Here is a 25,200-nt window from a genome sequence, read left to right on the forward strand (position 1 = left end):
GCTTGGATGAGAGTCTGGACCGCGAGTGACGACGCGGACCCGTTCGCCCACCCCACGCACGTCGATCTCTTCACCGGCGAGGGCGATGCGGCACACTGCGCCGTGCTCACCTGGGACGGCGGTTCGATCCTGCTGCCCTTCGTCCTCCGTACCATCGACGGCACCAGGCATCACGACGTGACGTCGGCCTATGGCTACGGCGGCCCGTTCTCGAGTGGTGACGTCACGCTGGACCGCTGGCACGAACTCTGGGCCGGATTCGCAGCCTGGTGCACCGGTCAGGGCGTCGTGTCCGAGTTCCTCCGGTTCAGCACGTCCCCGGACCCGCACGACATCGCCTACCCCGGGCAGTTGCACCATCGGTCGACCGTGATCGTCCGCTCGCTCGACCTCGAGCCCGAGGCCCTCTGGATGGACGTCGAGCACAAGGTGCGGAAGAGCGTCAACAAGGCCCGTCGATCGGGAGTCACGATCAGCGTCGACACCGAGGGAGGACGCCTCGAGGAGTTCCTCGCCATCTACGAGGGCACGATGGAGCGTCGCGGTGCGCACGAGCGCTACCTCTTCGGACGACGCTTCTTCGAACGCATCCGCGACGAGATGCGCGGTTCGTTCGCGTTCTTCCATGCCGACGTCGACGGCGTCATGGTCTCGACCGAACTCGTGCTGGCGGGCCGACGCACGTTGTACTCGTACCTCGGGGGCACGGACGACTCCGCATTCGCCCTCCGTCCGAACGACCTGTTGAAGCACGGCGTCATGACGTGGGGCGCTGAGACCGACAGAACCGCCTTCGTGCTCGGGGGCGGCGCCTCCCCCGGTGACGGCATCGAACGCTACAAGCTGTCGTTCGCTCCCGCGGGTGCTCGCCCGTTCTCCACTGGCGAGAGCATCGTCGACGCCGGGACGTACGCCGCGCTTTCCGGCGACGTCGACTCCGACGAGCCGTATTTCCCCGCCTACCGGAGGCCACGGCCGTGAAGATCCTCATCATCTCCCAGTGGTACGACCCCGAGCCGACCTTCAAGGGCCAGCTCTTCGCGGAGGAACTCGTTCGGCGTGGTCATGACGTCCAGGTGCTGACGGGATTCCCGAACTACCCGACCGGCACGCTCTACCCCGGCTGGACGATGCGCGTCTACCAGCGTGAGGTCGTGCGTGGCGTGCGCATCCTGCGGGTGCCGCTCTTCCCGAGCCACGACTCGTCGGCCCGCAACCGCGTGCTGAACTACGCGTCGTTCGCGCTCAGCGCCGCCGTGGGTGCGTTGTTCCTGCCCCGGCCCGACGTGGCCTACGTCTACCACCCACCGGCCACCGCGGCACTGCCTGCTCTCGTGCTCGCCCTCGTGAAGGACGTCCCCTTCGTCTACGACGTGCAGGACCTCTGGCCCGACTCCCTCGAGGCGACCGGCATGGTGTCCGACCATCGCGTGCTCCGAGCAGTCGCCTGGGGCATGCGCCGCCTGTACGCCGCGGCGACACGCGTCGTCGTCCTCTCCCCCGGCATGCGTACCCTGCTCGGCAGGCGTGGCACCCCCGAGGGCAAGACCGACGTGATCTACAACTGGGCGTACGAGAGCGACCTCGGAACCCGCCGGGACTCGACCGGCGTGGCTGTCGCGACCCGACCGGCGGAACTGCCCCATGCCTTCACGGTGACGTTCGCCGGCAACCTCGGCAGCGCGCAGGGGCTGGACGTCGTGCTCGACGCCGCCGAGATCCTCCGCGACGACCCCGGCGTCGCCTTCGTCATCGTCGGCACGGGCCTGGAGGAGGCGCGGCTGAAGCAGTCCGCCGTCGATCGCGGCCTCGAGGGCGTCATCTTCCTCCCCCGTCGACCGGTCACCGAGATCGGACCGATCCTCGACGCCTCCGACGCCCTCCTCGTGCACCTCGTCGACGAGCCGCTCTTCCAGGTGACCATCCCGTCCAAGACCCAGGCCTATCTCTTGACGGGGCGTCCGGTGCTGATGGGCGTCGCGGGTGACGCCTCCGAGCTCGTCGAGAAGGCGGGCGCGGGCCTGACGTTCCCGCCCGGCAACGCAGGAGCCTTGGCCGACCGCGTGCGTCGGCTTCGCACGATGTCCCCGGAGGCGAGGGCGGAGTTCGGCACCCGGGGCCGCCTCTTCTACGACGAGACGATGTCGCTCCGCTCGGGCGCTGCGGCGTTCGAGCGCACCTTCGAGCGTGCCCGTCCCTTGCGCCCCTGGCGCCTCGCCGTGAAGCGTGGGGCCGACGCAGCCGGCAGCGCCGCGGCCCTGGCCGTACTCGCGCTTCCCATCGCCGGTCTGGCCGTCGCAGCCTCCCGGGCGCTGGGTACACCCGTGCTGTTCCGGCAGGAGCGCCCCGGGCGCCACGGTGAACCCTTCGAGATGGTCAAGTTCCGGACGATGAACGACGCACGGGGCCCGGACGGCGACCTGTTGCCCGACGGCGAGCGCCTCACCCGGTTCGGCAGCTTCCTGCGCTCGACGAGCCTCGACGAGCTGCCCAGCCTCGTCAACGTATTGCGCGGTGACATGTCGTTCGTCGGGCCGCGCCCGCTGCTGATGCGTTACACGCGCTGGTTCACCGCCGCAGAGAGACATCGACTCGACGTCCGTCCCGGAGTCACCGGCCTGGCGCAGGTCAGCGGCCGCAACACGACCCCGTGGGACGACCGCCTCGCCCTCGACGTGGACTACGTCCGCGGGCTGTCCCTGCGACGCGACCTGCGCCTCCTCGTCGCCACGCTGGCCCGGGTGACGCGGCGTTCCGGCGTGGTCGTCGACGCTGAATCGATCATGCAGAACCTGGACGACGCACGCCGCGATCGTGAGGCTCGCTCGTGAGTGTCGAGGTCCGGCCTGCCGTGCTCGCCGACGTTCCCCTGCTCGCCGACCTGACCGCACGGTCGTTCGATGAGTCGCTGCACCCCTACCTCACGGTCGCGCAGGCGGGGGCGGCTCGATTCCTGGCGTTGGTCGTCACGCATCCGCACCTCCACCCCGGGCGCGAGTTGCTCGTCGCCGTCTCCGAGGAGGCAGTGGTCGGCTACGCAGACCTCCGCACCTCCCCCAAGGGCGACGCGTTCCTCAGCTACCTCTGCGTCGTCGAAGAGGCCCGCGGGCGCGGCGTCGCGACGGCCTTGCTCGACGCCTTCCGGGCCGAGCGTTCTCACCGCAGCCTGGCCCTCGACGTCTTCACCTCGAACGGGCCCGCGAATGCTCTCTACGACCGGCTGGGTTTCGGCCGCGGGCCGTTGAGCACCTGGGTCACCCGTCCTCTGCCCGCCGCAGCGAGCGTCCCGGCACCCGTCGAGGCATTCGCCACCCAGCACGCGACCCAGGAGGCCTACGGCTTCTCGCAGTTCCGGACGGGCGACCTGCCCGTCGCGGGTGGGATGCGGGCTCCGTCGACCTTCGGGCGCATCGGCGAGACCGTGCTCAAGTGCCTGACTCTCGCGGATTTCGACGACGACGACGTCCTCGCCGCTCTCCGGGCGTCGTTCCCCACCACGACGGAGGCGTTCGTCATCGTCGCCGACGACAGTCGCCCGGCTTCACCCCACCGCGTCGTCGTCACGAGTGAACGACGCACCCTCGACACCCGGCAGGACGCCACACGAACCAGGAGGCACGGCAGTGCAGCGTGACATCACCAAGAAGGCCCTCGAACGCAGCACCTACGAGCGGCCGGCGTTCTTCTACTCGTCGGCCCGCGAGGGCATGCTCGACCTGCTGAGGAACGTCCTGCAACCGGGCCGTGCCGTGGCCCTCCCGGCCTTCATCGGCTGGTCGCCGAACGAAGGCAGCGGCGTCTTCGACCCCGTCGAGGAGTCCGGTGTCGGGCGCCGCTTCTACGACCTGAACAGCGATCTCACGGTCGACCTTGCCTCGCTCGGGCAGACCTTGGCCGCGGGCGACGTGGGCGTGCTCGTGGTCATCCACTACTTCGGCCGCACCGACCCCGCCTGGCAGGAGGTCCGCCGCCTCGCCTCAGAGCACGACGTGTTCCTCGTCGAGGATCTGGCGCACGGCTGGTTCTCCGCCCTCGGCCGCGGGGCCTCCGGCACCTATGGCGAGGCGCAGCTCTACTCGCTGCACAAGATGTTACCGCTGGCGGACGGCGGCATGGTGACCTACCGCTCGCCCGGGCTCGTGAGCGGCCAGGCCTCCACCGAGCACGCCCTTCCGGGCCGCATGCTCAGCTATGACACCGAGGCCATCTCGGCACATCGCCGCCTCGTCTTCGAGCGCACCGGTACCGCTCTGGCCGAGCTCGCCCGGGACGACGACCGCTTCGCGTTGATGTGGCCGGACATGGGTGACGACGTCCCGCAGACCCTGCCGGTGCGCATCACCGGTGCCGATCGGGACCACGTCTACCGCTACATGAACGAGCACGGCGTCGGCATGGTCAGCCTGTACCACACGCTGATCCCCCAACTCCCGGCGGGCTTCGACGAGGTCCGGTCGATCTCGCGTCAGATCATCAATTTCCCTGTCCACCAGGACGTCGACCCCGACCGTGTCGACGGGATCGTCGCCCTGTTCCGGGAGGCGTTGGACGCCGCCACGACCGCCTCCTCCCCTTCGTCCGACGCCACCGCAGAGAGGCACGCATGAGCATCACCGACACGAACGACTACGAGGGCCGCACCGTCCTGATCACGGGAGGCACCGGTTCGTTCGGACGGACGGTCGCACAGAAGCTGCTGTCCTCGGGTGTCGCGCAGGTCCGCATCCTCAGCCGTGACGAGGCCAAGCAGGACCAGATGAGGCACGACCTGGGAGACGGACGCGCGCGGTTCTACGTCGGCGACGTGCGCGACTACCTCAGCGTCGAACGCGCTGCGCGAGACGTCGACTACGTCTTCCACGCGGCGGCCCTCAAGCAGGTACCCTCGTGCGAGTTCTTCCCGATCGAGGCCGTCAAGACGAACGTCCTCGGCAGCGAGAACGTGGTTCGCGCGAGCGAGGAGGCGGGTGTGTCATCCCTCGTCTGTCTCAGCACCGACAAGGCCGTCTACCCGGTCAATGCCATGGGCATGAGCAAGGCGATGATGGAGAAGGTGGCGCAGTCCCACGGGCTGAACAACCCGAACGCCGTCACCACCGTGTCGTGCGTGCGGTACGGCAACGTCATGTACTCACGGGGTTCGGTCATCCCTCTCTTCATCTCGCAGCTCCAGGCCGGCAAGGATCTCACCGTGACCGACCCCGCCATGACGCGGTTCATGATGTCGCTGCCGTCGTCGGTCGACCTCGTCGAGCACGCGTTCCGCAACGCCCGTCAGGGCGACCTGTTCATCAGGAAGGCCGCGGCCTGCACGATGGGCGACCTCGCCCAGGCGGTGATCAACGTGTTCCGCAGCGACCGACGGGTGACCGTGATCGGCACCCGCCACGCCGAGAAGGTGTCCGAGGCACTGGCGAACCGCGAAGAGCTCTCCCGGGCCGAGGACATGGGCGATTACTTCCGCATCTCCGCCGACAAACGTGACCTCAACTACAGCGCCTTCTTCGAGGAGGGCGATCCGCAGCAGGTCGAGTTCACCGACTACGACTCCCACACCGTCGACCGGATGACCGTGGCCGAGGTCGAGCAGATGCTCTTGTCGCTGCCCGAGGTGCGTTCGGAGCTCGCCTTGGCCGGCATCGGGGCGCCGGAACGGTCCGCGTGAAGATCGCGATGACCGGGGCGGGCGGGTTCGTCGGCTGGCACACCCGGGCTTACCTCCACTCGATCGGCGAACGCGACGTGCACGCGTTCGCGGTCGGTTCGGCCTTCGACGCCAGCGCGGCCAACGTGGCTGTGTCGGGGTCGGACCGGCTGCTGCTGATCGCCGGCGTCAACCGTGGCAGCGACGACGAAGTCCGGGACGGGAACCTGCTCTTCGCCGAGCAGGCCGCAGTGGCCCTCCGAGCCGCCGAGGCCCCACCCCGCCTCGTCGTGTTCGCGAGCTCGACCCAGGTCGGCAACGGCTCGGTGTACGGGCAGGCGAAGCACGAGGCGTCCGAGGTCGTACGGGTCGCCGCCGAGGCCGTCGGGGCACGCTTCGTCGACCTGCGGCTGCCCAACCTGTTCGGTGAGCACGGGCGCCCCTTCTACAACTCGGTCACGGCGACGTTCTGCCATCTGCTGAGTCGGGGTGAGAGGCCGTCGGTCGAGATCGACAACACGCTGAGTCTGCTGCACGTTCAGCACGCGGTAGAGGCTCTGGTGGAGGGCAGCCCGAGCAGCGTCCTCGAGCCGCACGTCACGGTGTCGTCCGTCTCGTCGCTGCTCTCGACCCTCTCGACCTTCGCCGAGGCATATGGGCGGGGCGACGTACCCGCCTTGAGGAGCGACTTCGAGCGGGACCTGTTCAACACCTACCGATCGTTCGCCTTCGAGGTGTCGACGAGCCTCGACCTCCGGCAGAACGCCGACGATCGGGGTAGCTTCATCGAGGTGATCAGGTCGCACGGCGGCTCGGGCCAGACGTCGTTCTCGACGACGGTGCCGGGCGTCACGCGAGGTCAGCACTACCATCGGCGCAAGATGGAGCGCTTCACGGTGCTGGCCGGCTCGGCCGACATCCGCCTTCGCCGCCTGTTCTCGGACGACGTCGTGACGGTCTCGGTCGACGGTGATCGACCGTGTTCCGTCGACATGCCGACCTTTTGGGCACACTCGATCACCAACACCGGCGACGACGTGCTCTACACGATGTTCTGGTCGAACGAGATCTTCGACCCCGCAGCCCCCGACACCATCCCGGAGACCGTATGACCACCCCCGCCCCTCGTCTCAAGGTCGTGACCGTCGTCGGGACGCGCCCCGAGATCATCCGCCTCTCGGCCGTGATCAAGCGCCTGGACGAACACGTCGACCACGTGCTGGTGCACACCGGCCAGAACTACGACTACGAGCTCAACGAGGTGTTCTTCGAAGACCTCGGGCTGCGTCGGCCCGATCACTTCCTCGAAGCCGACACGTCCTCGCTCGGAGCCGTGCTGGGCAGCATCCTCGTGTCGATCGAGAAGGTGCTCGTCGACGAGCGACCCGACGCCTTCCTGGTGCTCGGTGACACGAACAGCAGCATCTCGGCGGTCATCGCCAAGCGCTTGAAGATCCCGGTCTTCCACATGGAGGCCGGAAACCGTTCTTTCGACGAGAACGTGCCCGAAGAAACCAACCGGCGGTTGGTCGACCACGTGGCCGACTACAACCTCGTATACACCGAGCACGCCCGCCGTAACCTGCTGGCCGAGGGGCTGCACCCGTCGCGCATCCGCCTCACCGGTTCTCCGATGAAGGAGGTGCTGGCCCAGAACGCGGACGGTGTCGCCGCGAGCACCGTCCTCGCGGACGAGGAGCTGGAGTCGGGCGGCTATTTCTTGGTCAGCCTGCACCGCGAGGAGAACGTCGACCACGCCGGCCGTCTCGAGTCGATCCTGCGCGGCTTGAACGACGTCGGACACCAGTACGACCTGCCGGTGCTGGTGTCCACGCATCCGCGGACGCGCATCCGGCTGGAGGCGCTCGACCGCTCGTTCGATCGACTGCGGTTCCACAAGCCATTCGGGTTCCACGACTACCTGGCCCTGCAGAAATCAGCTCGTCTCGTCCTGTCGGACAGCGGCACGATCGCCGAAGAGTCATCGCTGCTGGGCTTCCCGGCCGTCACGCTTCGCGATGCCATCGAGCGCCCCGAGGCCGAGGACACCGGCAGCATCGTGCTGACCGGGACGACACCCACCAGCATCACCCAGGCGGTGCGCTACGTGCTCGACACGTCGGCTGTGGGCACGGTGCCCGCCGACTACGCCATCGGTGACACGTCGCACCGCACGGTGTCATCGATCCTGTCACTGGCGCCAGGCTTCCACGAGCGCGCCGGAATCCGCCGCTAGCCGGCGGCTGATGCCGAGGGGCCTGCCATGGCCCGGCTCGTTCCTTGAGCAGGTCCCCGCGTCGGCTACGGTCAGGTCATTGACTGGGTCTCTGCATGGGTGAGGGCTGGTGTCCCGACGGACAATCCGCGACGGGGTTCTAGGACGCATACCGATGCAACTATCCAACTGAGCAGTAGTACTGGAAGACCCGCGAGGAAGGTGGCAGCGTCCACCTCCTGCTTAACCACGACGTTAAAGACCAGGAGGAACAGCAACGCACCAGCCGGCCGCCTGGCTGCCCCGGCAGCGTCGTCGGCCATCCGGAGGGCCAATCCCACGAAGACCATGCCGAGCAGGACGACTCCAGCACCGCCGTAAAGGTACAACGACCCAGGAAGGGTAATGGCGCTGGAACTCGAACCACCGCCTTCGTAGTACTCCACGTAAAAGTTGTACCCGGACAATCTGACTGGCTTATCGGGCCAGAGGAGACGTGGGATCAGGCCTGTCACCGGCGCGGTCGCCACTTCATCAAGGGACCTGTAAGGAATGTCGGACGGCGTCTTGTCCATGATGAGCGCGAGGTTGTCGATCAACCGCAATCGTTCCAACGTCGTGGCTGAGCCGTCCGTCACGACGGGCTGGAAAACGTAACGGCCCGACACCACGCCCTGCGCGGCCACCTCGAGGCTCTGTTCCACCGTCAGTCGCCCTCGACCATCGGTGACGTCCTGCCGGATGCCGTCGACGATGGGCGACACAACCAGGACAAACCCGAGTGCTGTCACGACGATCCACAGGATCGACCGTCGCCCGCCACTGAGTAGCAGGGGAACGCCGACCGCCAGGGCCATCGTGACGAAAGACTCTTTGAGGCCAGTGATGAGGCTTAAGGCCACGGCGACTACAGCCACGGGCATGAGAGCCGCCCACCAGGTGTCCTTCTTGCTCACAAAGACCCGCATGGCGAGGCCGAAGAGGGCGGCGGACTTGAGATTCGACAGGACCAGTAGAGGTTGGATATACCAGGCAGACGAGTCGACAGCATCGACGGTCGCGTTGCCGAGGTAGCCGTAGCGGCCGAGGAAGACGGCTGTGACGATGTCAGCGCCCACGCCGAGCGCAAAGATCCCGACGAGGAAAAGCGGACCCCGGACCACCTCCGACCGACGGTCGGCGACCAAGCCGAACGTTCGCTCGCCGAAACGTCGCACGATCGCCGCTCCTCCCCCGGAGTAGCCAACTGCCCACGCCGTGAATGCGAACGCCGCGAGGATGAGCGCTGCTGGAATTGACGCCTTGTCGACGATGGCGCCGCTGCCGAGCTGACGCGTGGTGATGGACACGGTGGCGAGCCCGAAGACGAGAGAGCCGTACACGAGGAACCAAGCGCCGAGTCTGAGCTCGAGAAGGCCCAGCGTCTTTTCCCGGACGAACACCAACAGGAAGAGTCCGAGGACATAGACGAACGCGCCGAAGGACATGAAGTTGATCCGCGAGTCGAGATCGATTCGACCCAGACCGATACCACCAAGTAATAAGCCAGCCGCGATGAGGACGAAGGAAGCGCCGACTAGGGGCATACGCGCCTCAACTGCCCCGATGCGCGACTCGACGCGGGCGGTCACGTGCGAACCCTTCGAAGGGGGCTTGCCGTTGTCGACCTCAGGGCTAAGTCGAGAACGTGGGGCTGGGCCGCCTCTTTCTGCCACTCGTCGTAGGCGCGACCGGCCTCGTGGCGGGCCTTGAGGCGTGCTGCCGGGGACAACTCGACGTAGGCCCTCACGGCCTTCCCCCATTCCGCGGCATTTCGCTCCGACACGATGACTCCTCCCCCGGCTGCAAGACGGGACGACCACGGTGTCGAGTCGGAGCAGATGACAGCACAGGCGACCGACAGAGACTCCGCAATCACGTGGCCGAAATTTTCTCCCGCGGTCGGCATGACCATCGCATCATAGTTCTTGAGGGTGGCTCGCACACGGTCGTGGGGCAGCGACTCATGGAACCGCACAACGACGTGCTCCGGGAGATCGTCTACGAGGGCGACGCAACGGTCGCGGTAGGCCGCGTCCTCTGCAGGCCCGTAGACGTCCAACGTCACGGGAGCAGGCGCAGACCGAAGGCCCGCGATCGCAAGATGCAGGCCCTTGTGCTCGACCAGTCGCCCGACACTCACCAGTGCCAGCGGCCCGTCGACAGGCTTGCCGGGGATGCCGCTCTGGTCGCTCTTCTCGGGCAGGAGGGTGTCATTTTGGCGCACAACCACTCGCGCCTTAGCACCCCAGAGGCGTCTGATGTCTGCCTCCTCGAAGGCCGATGATGCATGCCAAGTCACCCTCGCTGGTAAGTGCAGCAGACGATACGCCGCGATGAAGGACCGTTTTTTGGTGGATTTTGAACCGATCGCTTCTGCCCCGAATTCTCCTCGGGGAGCGACCAGCAGGACGGGCCGTCCGAACCAGTGCAGGGCGTTCAGGATCTGGGGCACGATCGACAACCTGAAATCAAAGAAAGAGTTGACGTACAGAAGCTCCGGCCGGACCTCCCGAGCATCCTTGAGGGCGCTCATGTGATGTCGCAAGCGCTCGACATGGGTGTACCTCACGGTCACGCCATCACGCATCGTCCACTTCTCAACCTCGACAGGGAGGGGCTCGTCGACGCCGTGGTCGCGGTCGCGGGTGATGACTTTGACCGAGAAGCGGGTGGGCACCGTGCGCGCCAGAGCCTCGAGCGTGCGGATCGGACCGCCGCCCCGATAGGCCGGGGGGTACCGAGGAGCGAATACTAAGACGCTTACCCTTGCCTCCTCCGCCGGGCCTGTGTCGTCAGACATGTGTTCCTCCTTCGCCCGTGCCCAGGCGGCGCAGGACTACGAGAGCGACGGCGATGGCCGTCAGCGTGACGAGCTCGCCGATGCCGAGAGCGACGGGCGCTCCGAAGACGCCCCAAAGGCCGATCGCAGGCCCCATGGCCAGCAGACCCGATACCAAACCGGTGATCTGGGCGGCCGCAGCGTGGCCTGGGTGGTTCCGTGCCCGCACGAAAGCCCCGGCGACCTGAGAGAGGGACCGGAAGATCATGACGAGCGCGAGGGCCCACACGAGAGGGACGGCAGCGGCGAAGGACTCGCCGAATAGCAGGGGCACCAGCAGCGGGGCGACGAGACAGAGGCCCGCGCTGACGACAAGGCTGACGAGGGCGGTTCTGATGAGTGTCACCGTCTCGAGGCGGCCCCGTTCGACGTCTGCAAGACCGAGCTTCGAAGCGCGGGGAAACATCACGCTAGCAATCGCCGTAGCGAAGGGAGACACGAGGTTCGCCATGGTGCTGCCGACCGCGTACTGACCGAGGTCCGACGCGGGCACTGTGCGAGAGAGCACCAATTTGTCGTACTGCCCTGCCAACGCGGTCGGCACAGCGGCGCCGGCATAGGCCCCTCCATAAGTCAGAAGGCGCTTCCCGCCGATGTCTGGCGGCTCGGCTTCAGAGGCCTCCTGGGCTGGGGTCTTGACCAGTCCGAGCGCAAAGAACTGCAGGAGGATGCTGAGCACAAGACAACAGGCGACGCCGATCAGCGAGAGCACGCCCAGGGACGCCAGCACGGCAATCGCCACTGCATAGAGCAGTGGCTGCGCCAGCCTGACAACGTTCCAGCGCGCGATGGAGACGGCCTGGAGTGCGTAGACACCGGAGGCGAACACGCTGTTGAGCAGCACGCCGATGAACATGATGACGTACGCCCATCGCAGCTCGGGGTCGTCCCCGGCGAGGAGGGGGGTGGCGACGAGACCCGCCACTGTCAGGACGACACCGGCAACGAGCATCAGACGACGGGCACGGACGACGATCGACTGGATCTGCCCTGGGTGACGCGAGACGAAGTAGGTCACGGCGCCGCTTTGACCGACCTCGGCGACGACCTGAGCCAAAGCGAAGTAGGCAAGGATCGCGGCCCAGTGACCACGTCCATCGGGGCCCAGTCCGCGAGCGACGATGATGCCCGATACAGTCGCCAGCCCGACCATCCCGAGATTCGTCGCGGTGGCCTGGGCGGCGGGCCGACGAAGGCCATGCCGCAGCGTCCCGAGTCCTACACGCCGGAGCCCAGCGCTCACACGGACCACAGCTCGTCGAGAAGCTGGACGAGCCGGCCGTCGTACGTATGGTCGCGAGCCGCCCGGATTGCTGCAGCATCAGCGACGGGCCGCCCCTTCTCCGGGTCTCGCAGCAGTTCGCCGGCAAGGTCGACGAGCTCCTCGAAAGTCTCGAACGTGAAGAGTTCCTCTCCGATCCGGAACGCGTCGGCAAAGCCTGCGCGCTCCTCGGTGAGAATGGCGCTTCCTGCGCCTGCGGCCTCGAACACGCGGCAGTTGACTCCCGAGAACTCGGCAGGATGCAGGTTGTTGAGCACGACACGTGCGCTCCGGAACACCGCAGATTTCTCGAGCCTCGTCACGCTTCTGCCCTGGTGGACTGACCGGAGGGCAGGGAAGTCCAACCAGCTGGCGAGGGATGGCCCGTAGATCTCGAGTGGGAGACCAGCTCTGACTAGTCGGTCCAGGAGGACGGCCCTGGTCGGGTGGACGTTGCCAGCCAGGACGATCACTTCCCGCGTTCCGTACTCCCCTTGAGGTACGTGCCACGCGGGGTTTCCGGCCTCGGGAAGGTACGACACAGGAAGCCCTTGGAGAACCGAGAGCTGACGCACCAACGTGGGGTTCTTCAGAAAAATCCGGTCATAGCCCGCGAGGAAGAGATCGTGACGCCCCATGTTGCTCACGGCGTCAGGAAACCAGAGGGCTGACCGCGCACCGTGACGGGTCAGCTGACTCAGCACCGGTTTTTGCACGGTGCGGTCCATCGTCAGGACGACGTCGGGACGGAATTCCTCCGACGCACGGACGAGATGCTTCTGGAGCATGGCGTCCTGCGCAGTGAGGCGCTCGCCCAGCACAGCCACCGCGTTGCTGAGGCGACGATTCCTGAAGCGTGGCCGCGCTGGCCCAGTCGTCCTCACCTCGTGACCGAGCCGCGTCAATGCGTTCTGTACGTTGTCGGCGAACGAGTCGGCGTCGAGTGGTCCGATCACGAGGATCTTCATGATCGAGCACCTCGCTCAATCCGCTCGTCCACTTGTTGTGCAACTGCGGCCGACGTCACCGAACCGACCACATCGAGCAGAGCCCCGACGGCCGACGTGCGCGAGAAGCGATCGATGACGACCTCGCGGGCACGGCGAGCAAGCCGCTCGGCGAGGGTGGTGTCGGTATGCAGGGCGATGAGTGCCTCCGCGATCTCCGCCACGGCGTGGTCTCCCCGATCGACGAGCAGGCCGGGGTGTGGCTCGTCAGCGAATATGAAGCTCGATCCCTCGGTGTCGGTCGCCACGACCGGCAGACCGCACGCCATGGCCTCGATCGCGACGATCCCGAAACCCTCCTCGTGAGAAGACAGGACGAAGACCGACGACCGGCGGTACAAACCGACCAGAGCGCCATCGGGAATTGGCGCGACGACCTCGACCCGGTCGTCGATGCCGAGCTCGTGCGCGAGCGACATGTTGTCCTCCGTCGGCCCCTGGCGTCCGGCCAGCACAAGACCGGGCAGATCAGGAACCACACCGAGTGCACGGGCGTATGCGCGGAGGAGGCGATCAATACCCTTACGAGGATCGGCCAACCTTCCGACGGTGAGGATCGAGCCCTGAGAGTTGCGGGAGCCCTGGGGTGAGAATGCATCGACGTCGATCGTCGGGGGGAGCAGCTCAACGCGGCTCGCGCCCAGACGGCGGTAGACCTCCCGCATGGCAGGGTTGATGGCGACCGCGACACCCGACCTGCGGAGAGCAGAACGTTCGAGGGACGACATGAGGTAGGTGTTGAGCCAGGTAAGCCAAGCTCTCGGTCCGCGCTGCACCGCCAGCACACTGCGTCTCTCCTCACGAACCAACGACGCGCTGTAACAGACGACCGGGACTCCCGACCCCTGGACGGCATAGGCCGCCGCGGGGCTGCCCGCGAGGACGACTGCCACGTCGAAAGTCCGTATGAGTCGGTCGAGGTGCCGTCGAGGCAAGTTGCGCATGACCTCCCACTCAGCGAACCACGATCCGACATCGTTGACGGTCGTGCCGTTGACCGTCCGCTTGGTGACTTCCGGTCCGCGGACCCACGTCGCTGGTGACATCAACCTGTGGCTCTGCGGTGCGTGACGGGACATGCGCAAAGAAACGACCTCGACCTCGACGCCCTCCACCGAGGCAAGGTCGACGGACAGCGATTCGGCCATCGTGTTGATTCCGCCGCCCGGTCCTTTCTCCCCGTGGTACTCGGGCACGACCAATGCGACGCGCAGCACGCTCAGAGCACCTCGGCCGTCGGGACGGACCGGGTGTTGCGCGTGTCGAGCACGAGCACGTCACTTTGAGCCAACACTGTGAGGTCAACGTCGGGGTGGGCCGTGACGATGACCGACAAGTCGACGCGGGCCAGGGTCTCGGCGTCCAGGGAGACGCGTTCGACGCCTTGGGGCCACCGGTGCTCTTCGACGTGCTCATCTACGGCCACGAGGTCTGCACCGAGCTCGAGGAGCAGCTCGATCATCGCCATCGACGGCGCCTCCCTCACGTCGCCGGTACCGGGCTTGTAAGCGAGGCCGATGAGCAAGATCCGAGTACCCCGGACAGACTTGCTGATCCCGTTGAGCATGGCGATGACCCGCTCCACGACGTAGTTCGGCATGTGGTCGTTGACATCGTTGGCGAGCTCGACAAAACGGAAAGGTCTGCCGAGTTGCTTACGTACCTGCCAAGAGAGATAACTAGGGTCGACCGGCAGGCAATGACCACCGACGCCAGGACCCGGCGTGAACTTCATGAAGCCGAACGGCTTGGTAGAGGCCGCCTCGATCGACTCCCAGACATCAACCCCGAGCTGGTTCGCGAACATCGCGAGCTCGTTGACGAGGGCGATGTTGACGTGCCGGAAGGTGTTCTCCAGCAGCTTCGTCAGCTCTGCCTCCCTCGTGCCGGATACGGGGACGGTCGTGGTCACCAACTGGTCGTAGAAGCCTTGCACCGCCACGAGCGACGGGGCGTCGATACCGGCGACGACTTTAGGAGTCGTCACGAAGCCCCACGTCGGGTTGCCGGGGTCGATGCGCTCGGGACTGTACCCGACGGAGAAGTCCTGGCCGGCAGTGAGGCCGGAGCCCGCTTCGAGGAGAGGGACCAGCAGCTCCTCGGTCGTGCCGGGGTACGTCGTCGACTCGAGGACGACCGTGGCGCCAGCGCGGAGGTACGGAGCGAGCGACGCGGCGGACTGCTCGATGAAGCTGAGATCGGGCAGCGACTCGCGGAGCGGCGTCGGCACCGTGATGACCGCGAAGTCGAAGCCGGTGACGTCCTCGTAGTTCGTTGTCGCGAGATAGCGGCCGCTTTCGAGGGCCGCCATGAGTGTTGCGTCGCTGATGTCGTCGACGTACGACTTCCCCTCCCGGAGCAGACCGGTGCGCGCCTCGTCAAGGTCGATGCCGACCACTGTGTGGCCCACCTCGACGGCCCGCATGGCCACAGGAAGGCCCACATATCCCTGGCCTACGACGACTGTCTTCAATTTGACTCCTGGGTCGATCTGCCGACGTTGCCGCAAGCTCGGATGTTCTGGGGCGCGAAGGTCACTGGGCCGAAGGAACAGTGTCGAGCGTGTCGGCTGCTAGGCCCTGCTTGACGGCGTCCAGTCCCGTCTGATCGACATTGACGATCGACTGGCCGCCGATGGAGCCGGTGCCTGCGGTGGGGATTGTGAAGAAATGCATCTTGGACGAGTCGATCGATCGGAGGCTGAAGCCCAATGAAGCGATTGTTCCGACGTCGAATTGTTTGTCGACGGTGAGGTAAGGCGACATCGCCGTGACGAAGGCAGAGATTTTGCCCGGGTCGGACAGAGTCGATCGGCTCAGCACCGTATTGGCTAGGCCCCTGACGAAGGCTTGCTGATTCTTGACTCGAGTGAAGTCGGCGTCGGCGAACGCGTGGCGCTCTCGCACGAATGCCAGAGCAGCGTCACCCTCGAGCTTGTTGACGCCCGCAGCGTACGAGTAGTCGCCAGCGCTGAACGCGCGCGGAGATTCGACGTCGACCCCGCCCAGGGCCGTCGTCATGCCCTTGAAGCCCTCGAAGTCGATGATGGCGACGTGGTCGATGCGGACACCGAGCAGCTGCTCGACCGTCTGAACGGTCAGGGGCGAGCCGCCGTACGCGAAGGCGGCGTTGATCTTGTTCGAGCCGTGGCCGGGGATCGGCACGTAGAGGTCGCGCATGATCGACATCACGTAGACGTTCTCGCGGTCCGCGTCCACGTGCACCAACATCATCGAGTCGGTCCGCTGGTCCGACGACGACGCGTCGTCGATCGTCGTCGCATCGGCCCGCGAGTCCGAACCCATCAACAGGATGTTCATCGCCCCATCGGGTGCCGGCGCAGGACGTGTGGACTCCTCGGGGAATGCCTGCTCGATCTTCGTCGCGTTGTCGTTGAACGAGTTCGCCAACCGCGACGCGTAGACACCGCCCACGACCCCGACGACCACGAGCACCCCGACCAGCACCGAAGCGAGCGTGATCAGTGCGATGACCGGCTTCGACCGGCGCCGCTTGCGCTTCTTCTGCGGGGTCGGCTCGTCACCGTCGCCCTCGTCGGGCGTCAGAGTGAAGATGTCGCTCATGCGGCTTGCTCCCCTGGCACTTGGTCACGAATCTCGGCCAAAGCTCACCCGACTATAACAAGGAGTCGAAAACTCCTCGGCTCCCGCCCCGAACGGGGGCCACCCTCACCCGACCAGCTCGTTCGCCGTGCGCAGCACCCGCCCCGATACGAGCTCCTCCCCCACTCCCGCCACGTCGGACGCCACCGTGAACACGGCCGTCTCGCCCGGCAGCAGGGTCACGAGCATCTCGTCCACCGTCGCCGCGGGGTCGACCTTGTCGACGAGCAGGGCCAGGTCGCGGACGAGCGAACCCGCCGTCACCTCGACCCGGTAGCCCGCGCCCGACCCCTCGGCGAGCGCCGTCACCGACGTCGACAGCGACGCCGCGGCGAGCGCCGAGTCCCGCGGCTCGACCGGGAACCACAGCCCGCGCGTCACCCCCTCCACCGACGCCACGAGCAGCTCCGACTCGGGCGCCCCGAACTCCGCCACCGTCGAGGGCACCGGCACGGTCACCGTGTCGCGAGCCGCCACCGTGAGCGACACCTGCTCCGAGGCGAGGACGCGACCGTCGTACGCGACGCGCCGCAGCGTGAGCGGGCCGACCAGCGCCTCCTCGGTGTCGTTGACCACCACGGCCGCGAGACCGCCGTCCCGCGGCTGGATCGTCACCAGCCGGTCCGCGAACGCGTGCCGCATCGCGTAGAGCAACGGCTTGCGCTGCCCGTCGCCGTCGACCGCGGCCCAGGACGTCACCGGCCAGCAGTCGTTGATCTGCCACACCACGGCCCCCATGCACCGCGGAGCGTGCGACCGGAAGTGCTCGAGCGCCACCTGCACGGCGTTCGCCTGGTTCAGCTGCATGGCCCAGTGCCACGCCTCGATCTCGTCGGGCAGCCGGTAGTGCGCCAGCAGCCCGTCGGTCAGCTTGTCGTTGCCCTGCATCGCCTTCTGGTGCACGATCATGCCGGGCGACTCGGGGGTCAGCGGCTCGTCGTGGATCGCCCGCGTCATCGCCGACCAGGTCGGCGGCCCCTGCCAGCCGAACTCGGCCACGAACCGCGGCACGACGTCACGGTAGGTCGGGTAGTCCTTGCGGTTCCACTGCTCCCACAGGTGCACCGATCCGTGGTCGGGGTCGCTCTGCGCCACGTCCAGGCTGCCCGACCAGGGGCTGCCCGCCGCGTAGGGACGCCCCGGGTCGAGCTCGCCCACCAACGCCGGCAGCAGGTCGAGGTAGTAGCCCAGCCCCCAGGTCGCCCCGTCGAGCCGACGCTCCCAGCCCCACTCGTCGTGACCCCAGATGTTCTCGTTGTTGCCCGTCCAGAGCACCAGGCTCGGGTGCGTCATCAGCCGCCTCACGTTGTCGCGCACCTCGGCCTCGACCTCGCCGCGCAGCGGGTCCTCCTCCGCGTAGGCCGCACAGGCGAACAGGAAGTCCTGCCAGGTGAGCATGCCGCGCTCGTCGCACAGCTCGTAGAAGTCGTCCGCCTCGAAGATGCCGCCACCCCACACCCGCAGCAGGTTCACGTTGCCGAACTCGGCCTGCTCAATGCGCTCCCGGTAGCGGTCACGCCCGATGCGGTGCGGGAACGCGTCGTCGGGAATCCAGTTCGCCCCCTTGATCCACAAAGGCTCGCCGTTCACCACGACCCTGAAGCTCGTGCCGACCTCGTCGGGGTCGACCTGCACCTCGACCGTGCGGAACCCGATCCGCGACGACCACTCGTCGAGCACCGGGCCGGCCGAGCCCCCGCCGGTCGGCGCCTCGGTGCCCGAGGCCTCGGCGCCCGGCGCGTCGACACCCGAGGAGGCGCGGGTCGCGTCGACCCCGTCGCCGTCACCCCCCGAGGAGGCGCGGCTCGCGTCCCCGCCCGCTCCCCCGGTCACCGAGACCCTCACGTCGTAGAGCGGCTGCCCGCCGTGACCCCTCGGCCACCACAGCTCGGGGTCGTCGACGACCACCTGCACGACCGCGGAGTCCGCGCCCGGCTCGACCCGCGCCTCCTGCGTGACGTCGCCGACGGTGGCCCGGACCGTCACCGGCCCGGCCGTGCCCCCGACGCCGGGCTCGGAGCCGGCCCCGAAGCCGGCCCCGCCCGAAGCGACGGCGCGCTCGAGGTCGACGTGCACGTCGACGACGCCCCGCGCCCCGTCGACCGTCACGACCGGACGCACGGCCGCCAGCCGCACCGACGACCACGACTCGAGCGTCACGGGCTTCCAGATGCCCGAGGTCGCCGTGTCGAGGCCCCAGTCCCAGCCGAAGCTGCACGCCATCTTGCGGATCGCGTTGTAGGGGTGGTGGTTCACGTGCGGCCGGTAGCCGAGCGCCAGGCTCTGCGCGTCGGCGTAGGCCACCGGCGAGCCGAACCTCACCTCGAGGTCGTTCGACCCCTCGCGCAGCCGGCCGTCGACCGCGACCCGGTAGGTGCGGTGCTGGTTGCGCGTCTCGGCCACGACCTCGCCGTTGAGCAGCACGGTGGCCACCGTGTCGAGGCCCGCGAAGACCAGCTCGTGGCGGTCGTGCCCGTCGGGCTGCCAGTCGAAGGTCGACGTGTACGACCAGTCGGCCTGCCCGATCCAGGCGAGCAGGTGCTCGTTCGCGTCCAGGTACGGGTCGACGATCAGTCCGGCCGCCATCAGGTCGGTGTGCACCGTGCCCGGGACGGTCGCGGGCACGTCGACGGCCGCGATCTCGGGAGGCACGGGGCCGGCGGTGCTGCGCAGGCTCCACCCGGCGTGCAGGGTGCGGGCGGTGCGCTGCGTCGCGCTGTCCGTGGTGGTGGCGGCCGTGGTGCCGGTGGCCGTGGTGGTGGAGGTCTCGGTGGTGCTCATGTCGCTCCCAGGGATCGAGGGTGTGGCGTGGAGTCGGACTCACCCGGCGATGAACCCAGTTTCGAACGAAACACCCGGAAGCAACGGGGTGCAGCGCTCGAAACCGGGTTCATGGCTGGATGGGTGGGGCCGGGATGTGGAGGTGCGGCGCGATCCGGGTGAGGAGGCGGACGGCAGGAGGCGCGGTGCCGGTCAGGTGCGCGCCGCGCGCCGCTCGGCGATGCGCTTCTCGGGGTCGGGCGCGGCCTCGGCGAGCTGCTGCGTGTACGGGTGCTGCGGGTTCAGGATCACGTCGTCGGGCGTCCCCCGCTCGACCACCTGTCCCTTGTACATCACGAGGATCTCGTCCGAGAAGTGTCGGGCCGTCGCCAGGTCGTGCGTGATGTAGAGCACGCCCAGGTCCTCCTGCCGCTGCAGCTCGGCCAGCAGGTTCAGCACCCCGAGCCGGATCGACACGTCGAGCATCGACACGGGCTCGTCCGCGATCAGGATGCGCGGCTCGGGCGCCAGGGCCCGCGCGATCGCCACGCGCTGCCGCTGCCCGCCCGACAGCTCGTGCGGCCGTCGAGCGGCGACGTCGGCGGCCGGGCCGAGCTGCACCCGCCCGAGCAGCTCGCGCACCTTCTCGTCGACCGTCGAGCGGGTGGCCTTGCCGTGCAGCAGCAGCGGCCGCGCCAGGTGGTGCCCGATCGAGTGGAACGGATTGAGCGACGCGAACGGGTCCTGGAACACCATCTGCACGTCGCTGCGGTAGCGCCGCAGCGCCTCGCCGTGTCGGGGAGCGACCGCGCCGTCGAGCACGATCGACCCGCTCGTCGGACGTTCGAGCTGCAGCAGCATCTTGGCGATCGTCGACTTGCCGCTGCCGCTCTCCCCGACCAGGGCGACCGTCTTGCCGGCCTCGAGCGTGAAGCTGACGTCGTTCACCGCGCGGAGGCGACCTTTCTCACCCCGGCCCCCGCGCACCCGGTAGTCCTTGACGACGTTGCGGAACTCGAGCGTGCTCACGCCGCGCCTCCTGTGCTCGTGGCGACGGACGTCGCCTGCTCGTGCCCCGAGGAGGCGCGGGTCGCGTCGCCCCCGGCCGTCTCGTCGACCCCGCTGCGGATGAACGCCCCGCGGTCGCCGGTCAGGCTCGGGAACGACCCGAGCAGCTTCTTCGTGTACTCGTGCTGCGGGTTCGTGTAGAGCTCGGTGGACTCGCCGATCTCGACGATCTCGCCCGCGCGCATCACCGCGATGCGGTCGCTGATCTCGAGCAGCAGCGGCAGGTCGTGCGTGATGAAGATCACCGCGAAGCCGAGCTCGTCGCGCAGCCGCTTGATCTCGCGCAGGATCTCGCGCTGCACGACGACGTCGAGGGCGGTCGTCGGCTCGTCCATGATCATCATCTGCGGGCCGAGGGCGAGCGCCATCGCGATCATCACGCGCTGGCGCATGCCGCCCGACAGCTCGTGCGGGTACGACTTCAACCGGCTGCGGTCGACCCCGACGGTCTCGAGCAGCTTGCCCGCCCGCTCGACGCGGTCGGCCTTCTTCCAGTACGGCCGGTGCGTCTTGAAGACGTCCTCGAGCTGTGCCTGGATCGTCGTGACCGGGTTGAGCGCGTTCATCGCCCCCTGGAACACCATCGACAGCTTGTCCCAGCGGAACGCCCGCAGCGCCTTGTCGTCGAGTTCGGGCAGCAGGATGTCGGCCCCCTCGGCGTCGTGGAAGACCACCCGCCCGCCGGTGATGACGGCCGGCGACTTGAGCAGCCGGTTGATGCCGTAGGCGAGCGTCGTCTTGCCGCAGCCCGACTCCCCCGCCAGGCCGAGGATCTCGCCGCGCGCCAGCTCGAAGCTCACGTTCTTGACGGCGTGCACGGGGTGCTCGACGGCGTAGTCGACGCTGAAGTCCTCGACGGTCAGGACGGTGCTCATGCGGTGGCCCCCTCGGTGGTGCCGGCGGCGGCCTCGGCCCGCGCCAGTCGCTTGCGGTCGGCCCGGCTGACGCCGGCCCGGGTCTGGTCGCGCAGCTTCGGGTTGATGATCTCGTCGATGGCGAAGTTCATCAGCGACAGCGCGCAACCGAGCAGGGCGATCATCAGCCCCGGCGGCACGAACCACCACCAGGCGCCGAGTCGCAGCGCGAGGCCGTTCTGGGCGAAGTACAGCATCGAGCCCCAGGTGAACTGCCCCGAGACGCCGAGCCCCAGGAACGACAGGCCCGCCTCGGCGAGGATCGCGAAGATCACCGCGAACAGGAACTGGCTCGCGAGCACCGGCAGCACGTTGGGCAGGATCTCGACGGCGACGATGCGCCAGGTCTTCTCGCCCGACACGCGCGACGCCGCGACGTAGTCACGCGACCGCAGGCTCAGGGTGATGGCGCGCAGCACGCGGGCGCTGGCCGCCCAGCTCGTGATGACGATCACGAAGGCGATCACCACGAGCCCCTTCTGCGGCACGTAGCTCGACACGATGATCGCGAGCGGCAGGCCGGGGATGACCAGCACGACGTTCGAGAACAGCGAGAACGCCTCGTCGACGAACCCGCCGACGTAGGTGCCGATCACGCCGAAGACGATGGCGAGCGCCATCGCGACGACGCCGACCAGCACCCCGATCAGCAGCGAGCCACGGGTGGCGTAGGCGAGCTGGGCGAAGACGTCCTGCCCGGTCTGCGTGGTGCCGAGCAGGTGGTCGCCGCTCGGCCCGCTGAGCCCGACGTCGCTGATCGCCTGCGGATTCTGCACGACGAACGGGAAGATCAGGCCGAACAGGGCGATGGCGGCGATCATGCCCGCCCCCACCCAGAGCTTCGGCGTCACGTGCGGGAAGACCCGTTTCAGGCCCTTGCGGCCGGTGCCCGCGCCGCTGTCGCCGGTGGGCGAGTTCGGGTCGGCGAGCTGGCCGAGGTCGATCGTGGACATGCTCGTCGTCCTAACGCTTGGCGCGCGTGCGCGGGTCGATGAAGCCGTACATCAGGTCGACGATGAAGTTCGTCCCCAGCACGGCGAGGGTGATGACCAGGAAGATGCCCTGCATCAGCGCGTAGTCGTTGTTCTGCGTCGCCGTGAAGAGCGCGTTGCCGATGCCCGGGTACGAGAAGACCTGCTCGGTGACGATCGATCCCGAGACGACGAATCCCAGCGAGATCGCGAAGCCCGCGAACTGCGGCAGCACCGCGTTGCGGGCCGCGTACGACTGGCGGATGCGCATCGGCGACAGACCCTTGGCCTCGGCGGTGACGATGTAGTCCTCGCTGAGGGTCGACACCATCATGTTGCGCATGCCGAGCAGCCAGCCGCCGACCGACGAGATGATGATCGTCAGCGCCGGCAGCGTGCCGTAGAGCACAGCGCTCTGGACGAACGTCCAGTTGAGGCCCGGCGTCGCCTCGTACACGTTGTAGCCGCCGGACAGCGGGAACACCCGCAGGATGCTGCCGAACACGTACAGCAGGATGAGCGCGAGCCAGAAGTACGGCACCGCCTGGAACATCGTCGTCACCGGGATGAAGTTGTCGAGCACCGAGCCGCGCTTCCACCCGGCGAGGGTGCCGAGGCCCACCCCGAAGACGAACGACAAGATGGTCGCGATGCCGATCAGGGCGATCGTCCACGGGATGGCCTGGCCGATGATGGTCGACACCCCGGCCGGGAAGTACGACACCGAGATGCCGAGGTCCCCCCGGGCCAGGTTGCCGAGGTACTGCACGTACTGCGAGAACAGCGGTTCGTCCGAGTCGGAACCCAGAAGGAGGCGCAGGCTGGTCACGGTCGCCTCGCTGACCGGGCCCTTCTGCTGCATCTTGGCCAGCAGGATGTCCACCGGGTCACCGGGCAGCAACCGCGGGATGAAGAAGTTCAGCGTCAGCGCCGCGAACAACGCGACCGCGTAGAAGCCGACCTTCTGGGCGACGTACCTCACCCGCGCCTCCTGACCTTCCGGGTTCCGACCACGATCACTTGAGCTTCAGGTTCAGGACGGTCTGGGCGTTGTCCCAGGTCTTCCACGTCGCCGGGAAGTTCTCGGTGTCATCGTCGCCGGTCGGCCAGCCGGTGACCTTCGAGCTGTTGAACTCGGTCAGCGTCGACTGCAGCAGCACGGGGATGTACGGCATGTCCTTCACGATCTCTTTCTGGATCGTGAAGTACTGCTCGGTCTTGGCGGCGACGTCGTCGGTCTGCTCGGCCGCGACGATGGCGGCGTCGACGGTCGGGTTCGAGTAGCGGGCGAAGTTGTTGATCGCCTGCTCGCCCACCGGCGAGGTCGTCGTCGAGTCGAAGTTGCCGTTGTAGAGGTAGTACGGGTCGGTCGAGGGGCCCTGGCCGAGCGAGTCCATCGTCAGCTGGAACTGCCCGTTGTTGCGGGCGGCCACCCACTCGTTGTACGACTTAGCGCTCTGCGTGATCTCGATGCCGACCGCGCGCAGCTGCTCGGCCATGGCGTCGATCGCCGCGATGTAGTCCGAGTAGCCCGTGACGACCTGGATCTCGAGCTGCAGCTTCTGGCCGTCCTTGGCGTAGATGCCGTCGGAGCCCTTCGCGTAGCCGGCGGACTGCAGCAGCGCGTCGGCCCCCTCGGTGTCGGCCGTCATCGGCGTCTCCTTCTCGACGTCGGGGCTGATGTAGTCGTCGTCACGACCGAGGGTCATGAACGTGGGCGAGATCTGCTTGTTCGTGCCCGAGAAGGCGAGGTCGTTCAGCTGGTCGCGGTTCATCGCCTTGTAGATCGCCTGGCGGACGGCCGGGTCGGTCTGCGGGCCGGTGCAGCCGAGGTCGGCGTTCGAGCAGGTCATCAGCGTGATCTGCTGCAGCGGGGTCGCGACGTAGCTGACGTCGGGGTTGCTGCCGAGCACCTTGTCGGCCTCGGGGATGAAGATGCTCGACCAGTCGAGGTCGCCGCCGACGATCGCGTCGGTCGCCGAGGTGTTGTTCGCCAGGGCGATGTAGCGGATGCTCTTGACCTCGGGCTTGCCCGACTGCCAGTAGTTCGGGTTCGCCTTGTAGACGTAGCTCTGCGGGGTGAAGGTGTCGAGCATGTACGGGCCGGTGCCGATCGGCTTCTCGACCGGGTCGGTCGCGATGTCGGAGAGCTCGGAGAAGACGTGCTCGGGCACGATCGCTGCCTGGCCGAGGATGTCGGGGCCCTTGACGAACGAGGTGTCGGCGAAGGTGAAGACCACGGTGTCGTCGTCCGTCGCCTCGACGGTGCCCTCGAAGCCGACGCGGTTCAGCTCGGGCTTGTCGAGCATCGTCTGGAACGTGTACGCGACGTCGTCGGCCGTGAAGTCCTCGCCGTCGCTCCACTGCACGCCGGTGCGCAGGTCGACCGTCAGCTCGGTGCCGTCGTCGTTCCACTCGTACTTCTCACCCAGCATCGGCTTGGGGTCGGCGCCGGTGAGCACGTTGTAGTAGAAGAGCTGCTCGTAGAGCAGGCCCTGCGAGGTGCTGTCTGCCGTGGCCGAGAACGGGTTGAAGTTGGCCGTCAGGTCACCCGCCGGGCCCGTGTTGGCGGTGATGCCGCCTTCGTCGCCGCCGCTCGAGGCGGTGCAGCCGGTGAGCGCGAGGCCCGCGGCGGTCGCGAGCGCGATCGCGCCGAACCCGGCCCGTCGGCGGTTGGTCATGGAGAGAGGCATCGTCGACCCTTCGTCTGGCCAGGCGTCGTCGCCTGGTCCCGGGGTCTTTCTTAGACGACTTACGTAAGCGAGTCAAGAAAGTCGTGAGGCCGTGTCGGGATCGTGACCCGCGCCTCCTCACGCGCCGCGCCGCAGCGGCCCGCACCGCACCGCACCGCACCGT

Annotated in this window: 20 protein-coding genes; 7 read left to right on the top strand and 13 right to left on the bottom strand. The window is 67.6% G+C overall.

The window, feature by feature from the left end; all coding sequences use genetic code 11:
- The first annotated feature begins 6 nt into the window (after positions 1-6).
- The 7 genes from BIV04_RS03420 to wecB are packed head-to-tail and all read left to right on the top strand — an operon-like array spanning position 7 to position 7,880.
- The gene (locus BIV04_RS03420; RefSeq protein ID WP_143048522.1) at positions 7-981 is read left to right on the top strand and encodes a GNAT family N-acetyltransferase; all 975 of its coding nucleotides are present in this window, start codon (positions 7-9) and stop codon (positions 979-981) included.
- The gene (locus tag BIV04_RS03425; RefSeq protein ID WP_218141796.1) at positions 978-2,831 is read left to right on the top strand and encodes a sugar transferase; all 1,854 of its coding nucleotides are present in this window, start codon (positions 978-980) and stop codon (positions 2,829-2,831) included. The genes BIV04_RS03420 and BIV04_RS03425 overlap by 4 nt, the downstream gene beginning before the upstream one ends.
- Positions 2,828-3,634, top strand: coding sequence for a GNAT family N-acetyltransferase (locus BIV04_RS03430; protein WP_071254117.1), 807 nt, complete (start codon positions 2,828-2,830; stop codon positions 3,632-3,634). The genes BIV04_RS03425 and BIV04_RS03430 overlap by 4 nt, the downstream gene beginning before the upstream one ends.
- Complete coding sequence (locus BIV04_RS03435; RefSeq protein ID WP_071254119.1) at positions 3,624-4,607, top strand: DegT/DnrJ/EryC1/StrS family aminotransferase; 984 nt, start codon at positions 3,624-3,626, stop codon at positions 4,605-4,607. The genes BIV04_RS03430 and BIV04_RS03435 overlap by 11 nt, the downstream gene beginning before the upstream one ends.
- Positions 4,604-5,665, top strand: a complete 1,062-nt coding sequence (locus tag BIV04_RS03440) for an SDR family NAD(P)-dependent oxidoreductase (RefSeq protein ID WP_071254121.1) — start codon at positions 4,604-4,606, stop codon at positions 5,663-5,665. The genes BIV04_RS03435 and BIV04_RS03440 overlap by 4 nt, the downstream gene beginning before the upstream one ends.
- On the top strand, positions 5,662-6,756 hold the full coding sequence (locus BIV04_RS03445; protein WP_071254123.1) for an NAD-dependent epimerase/dehydratase family protein: 1,095 nt from the start codon (positions 5,662-5,664) through the stop codon (positions 6,754-6,756). The genes BIV04_RS03440 and BIV04_RS03445 overlap by 4 nt, the downstream gene beginning before the upstream one ends.
- A complete protein-coding gene (wecB, locus tag BIV04_RS03450; protein WP_071254126.1) occupies positions 6,753-7,880 on the top strand; it encodes a non-hydrolyzing UDP-N-acetylglucosamine 2-epimerase in 1,128 nt (375 codons plus the stop codon). Before BIV04_RS03445 ends, wecB begins: the two co-directional genes overlap by 4 nt.
- Positions 7,881-7,951: 71 nt before the next feature.
- Here wecB and BIV04_RS03455 read toward each other — a convergent pair whose 3' ends face one another.
- The 13 genes from BIV04_RS03455 to BIV04_RS03515 form a co-directional block, all read right to left on the bottom strand.
- Positions 7,952-9,490, bottom strand: a complete 1,539-nt coding sequence (locus BIV04_RS03455) for a hypothetical protein (protein ID WP_071254128.1) — start codon at positions 9,488-9,490, stop codon at positions 7,952-7,954.
- The gene (locus BIV04_RS03460) at positions 9,487-10,701 is read right to left on the bottom strand and encodes a glycosyltransferase family 4 protein (protein ID WP_083396094.1); all 1,215 of its coding nucleotides are present in this window, start codon (positions 10,699-10,701) and stop codon (positions 9,487-9,489) included. Before BIV04_RS03460 ends, BIV04_RS03455 begins: the two co-directional genes overlap by 4 nt.
- Positions 10,694-11,893: an oligosaccharide flippase family protein gene (locus BIV04_RS03465; protein WP_071254134.1), complete on the bottom strand. Its 1,200-nt coding sequence runs from the start codon at positions 11,891-11,893 to the stop codon at positions 10,694-10,696. Before BIV04_RS03465 ends, BIV04_RS03460 begins: the two co-directional genes overlap by 8 nt.
- A gap of 86 nt (positions 11,894-11,979) precedes the next feature.
- On the bottom strand, positions 11,980-12,969 hold the full coding sequence (locus tag BIV04_RS03470; protein WP_071254137.1) for a glycosyltransferase: 990 nt from the start codon (positions 12,967-12,969) through the stop codon (positions 11,980-11,982).
- Positions 12,966-14,225, bottom strand: coding sequence for a glycosyltransferase family 4 protein (locus BIV04_RS03475; RefSeq protein WP_071254138.1), 1,260 nt, complete (start codon positions 14,223-14,225; stop codon positions 12,966-12,968). Before BIV04_RS03475 ends, BIV04_RS03470 begins: the two co-directional genes overlap by 4 nt.
- A gap of 2 nt (positions 14,226-14,227) precedes the next feature.
- Positions 14,228-15,481 (bottom strand): nucleotide sugar dehydrogenase, encoded by a 1,254-nt coding sequence (locus BIV04_RS03480; RefSeq protein ID WP_071254139.1) that lies wholly within the window; start codon positions 15,479-15,481, stop codon positions 14,228-14,230.
- Positions 15,482-15,542: 61 nt separating this feature from the next.
- Positions 15,543-16,475 (bottom strand): LCP family protein, encoded by a 933-nt coding sequence (locus tag BIV04_RS03485; RefSeq protein ID WP_177174754.1) that lies wholly within the window; start codon positions 16,473-16,475, stop codon positions 15,543-15,545.
- Positions 16,476-16,697: 222 nt separating this feature from the next.
- Positions 16,698-19,412 (bottom strand): glycoside hydrolase family 2 protein, encoded by a 2,715-nt coding sequence (locus BIV04_RS03490; RefSeq protein WP_143048523.1) that lies wholly within the window; start codon positions 19,410-19,412, stop codon positions 16,698-16,700.
- A 192-nt stretch (positions 19,413-19,604) separates the two neighbouring features.
- Complete coding sequence (locus BIV04_RS03495) at positions 19,605-20,420, bottom strand: ABC transporter ATP-binding protein (RefSeq protein WP_055971980.1); 816 nt, start codon at positions 20,418-20,420, stop codon at positions 19,605-19,607.
- Positions 20,417-21,334: an ABC transporter ATP-binding protein gene (locus BIV04_RS03500; protein WP_043593677.1), complete on the bottom strand. Its 918-nt coding sequence runs from the start codon at positions 21,332-21,334 to the stop codon at positions 20,417-20,419. Before BIV04_RS03500 ends, BIV04_RS03495 begins: the two co-directional genes overlap by 4 nt.
- On the bottom strand, positions 21,331-22,326 hold the full coding sequence (locus BIV04_RS03505; RefSeq protein WP_071254141.1) for an ABC transporter permease: 996 nt from the start codon (positions 22,324-22,326) through the stop codon (positions 21,331-21,333). Before BIV04_RS03505 ends, BIV04_RS03500 begins: the two co-directional genes overlap by 4 nt.
- A 10-nt stretch (positions 22,327-22,336) precedes the next feature.
- On the bottom strand, positions 22,337-23,326 hold the full coding sequence (locus tag BIV04_RS03510) for an ABC transporter permease (protein WP_056225867.1): 990 nt from the start codon (positions 23,324-23,326) through the stop codon (positions 22,337-22,339).
- Between the two features lie 34 nt (positions 23,327-23,360).
- Positions 23,361-25,037 carry an ABC transporter substrate-binding protein gene (locus BIV04_RS03515; protein WP_218141797.1) on the bottom strand — a complete coding sequence of 559 codons (1,677 nt, stop codon included), beginning with the start codon at positions 25,035-25,037 and terminating at the stop codon, positions 23,361-23,363.
- Between the last annotated feature and the right edge of the window lie 163 nt (positions 25,038-25,200).

It is taken from the genome of Frigoribacterium sp. MCBA15_019 (assembly GCF_001864945.1).
GTDB lineage: Bacteria > Actinomycetota > Actinomycetes > Actinomycetales > Microbacteriaceae > Frigoribacterium.

Excerpts from the sequence above, each read along its gene's own strand:
- BIV04_RS03460 (WP_083396094.1), bottom strand. The coding sequence starts at position 10,701 with ATGTCTGACGACACAGGCCCGGCGGAGGAGGCAAGGGTAAGCGTCTTA.
- BIV04_RS03500 (WP_043593677.1), bottom strand. The coding sequence starts at position 21,334 with ATGAGCACCGTCCTGACCGTCGAGGACTTCAGCGTCGACTACGCCGTC.
- BIV04_RS03515 (WP_218141797.1), bottom strand. The coding sequence starts at position 25,037 with ATGCCTCTCTCCATGACCAACCGCCGACGGGCCGGGTTCGGCGCGATC.
- BIV04_RS03440 (WP_071254121.1), top strand. The coding sequence starts at position 4,604 with ATGAGCATCACCGACACGAACGACTACGAGGGCCGCACCGTCCTGATC.
- BIV04_RS03470 (WP_071254137.1), bottom strand. The coding sequence starts at position 12,969 with ATGAAGATCCTCGTGATCGGACCACTCGACGCCGACTCGTTCGCCGAC.
- BIV04_RS03490 (WP_143048523.1), bottom strand. The coding sequence starts at position 19,412 with ATGAGCACCACCGAGACCTCCACCACCACGGCCACCGGCACCACGGCC.
- BIV04_RS03465 (WP_071254134.1), bottom strand. The coding sequence starts at position 11,893 with ATGGTCGGGCTGGCGACTGTATCGGGCATCATCGTCGCTCGCGGACTG.
- BIV04_RS03420 (WP_143048522.1), top strand. The coding sequence starts at position 7 with ATGAGAGTCTGGACCGCGAGTGACGACGCGGACCCGTTCGCCCACCCC.
- wecB (WP_071254126.1), top strand. The coding sequence starts at position 6,753 with ATGACCACCCCCGCCCCTCGTCTCAAGGTCGTGACCGTCGTCGGGACG.
- BIV04_RS03505 (WP_071254141.1), bottom strand. The coding sequence starts at position 22,326 with ATGTCCACGATCGACCTCGGCCAGCTCGCCGACCCGAACTCGCCCACC.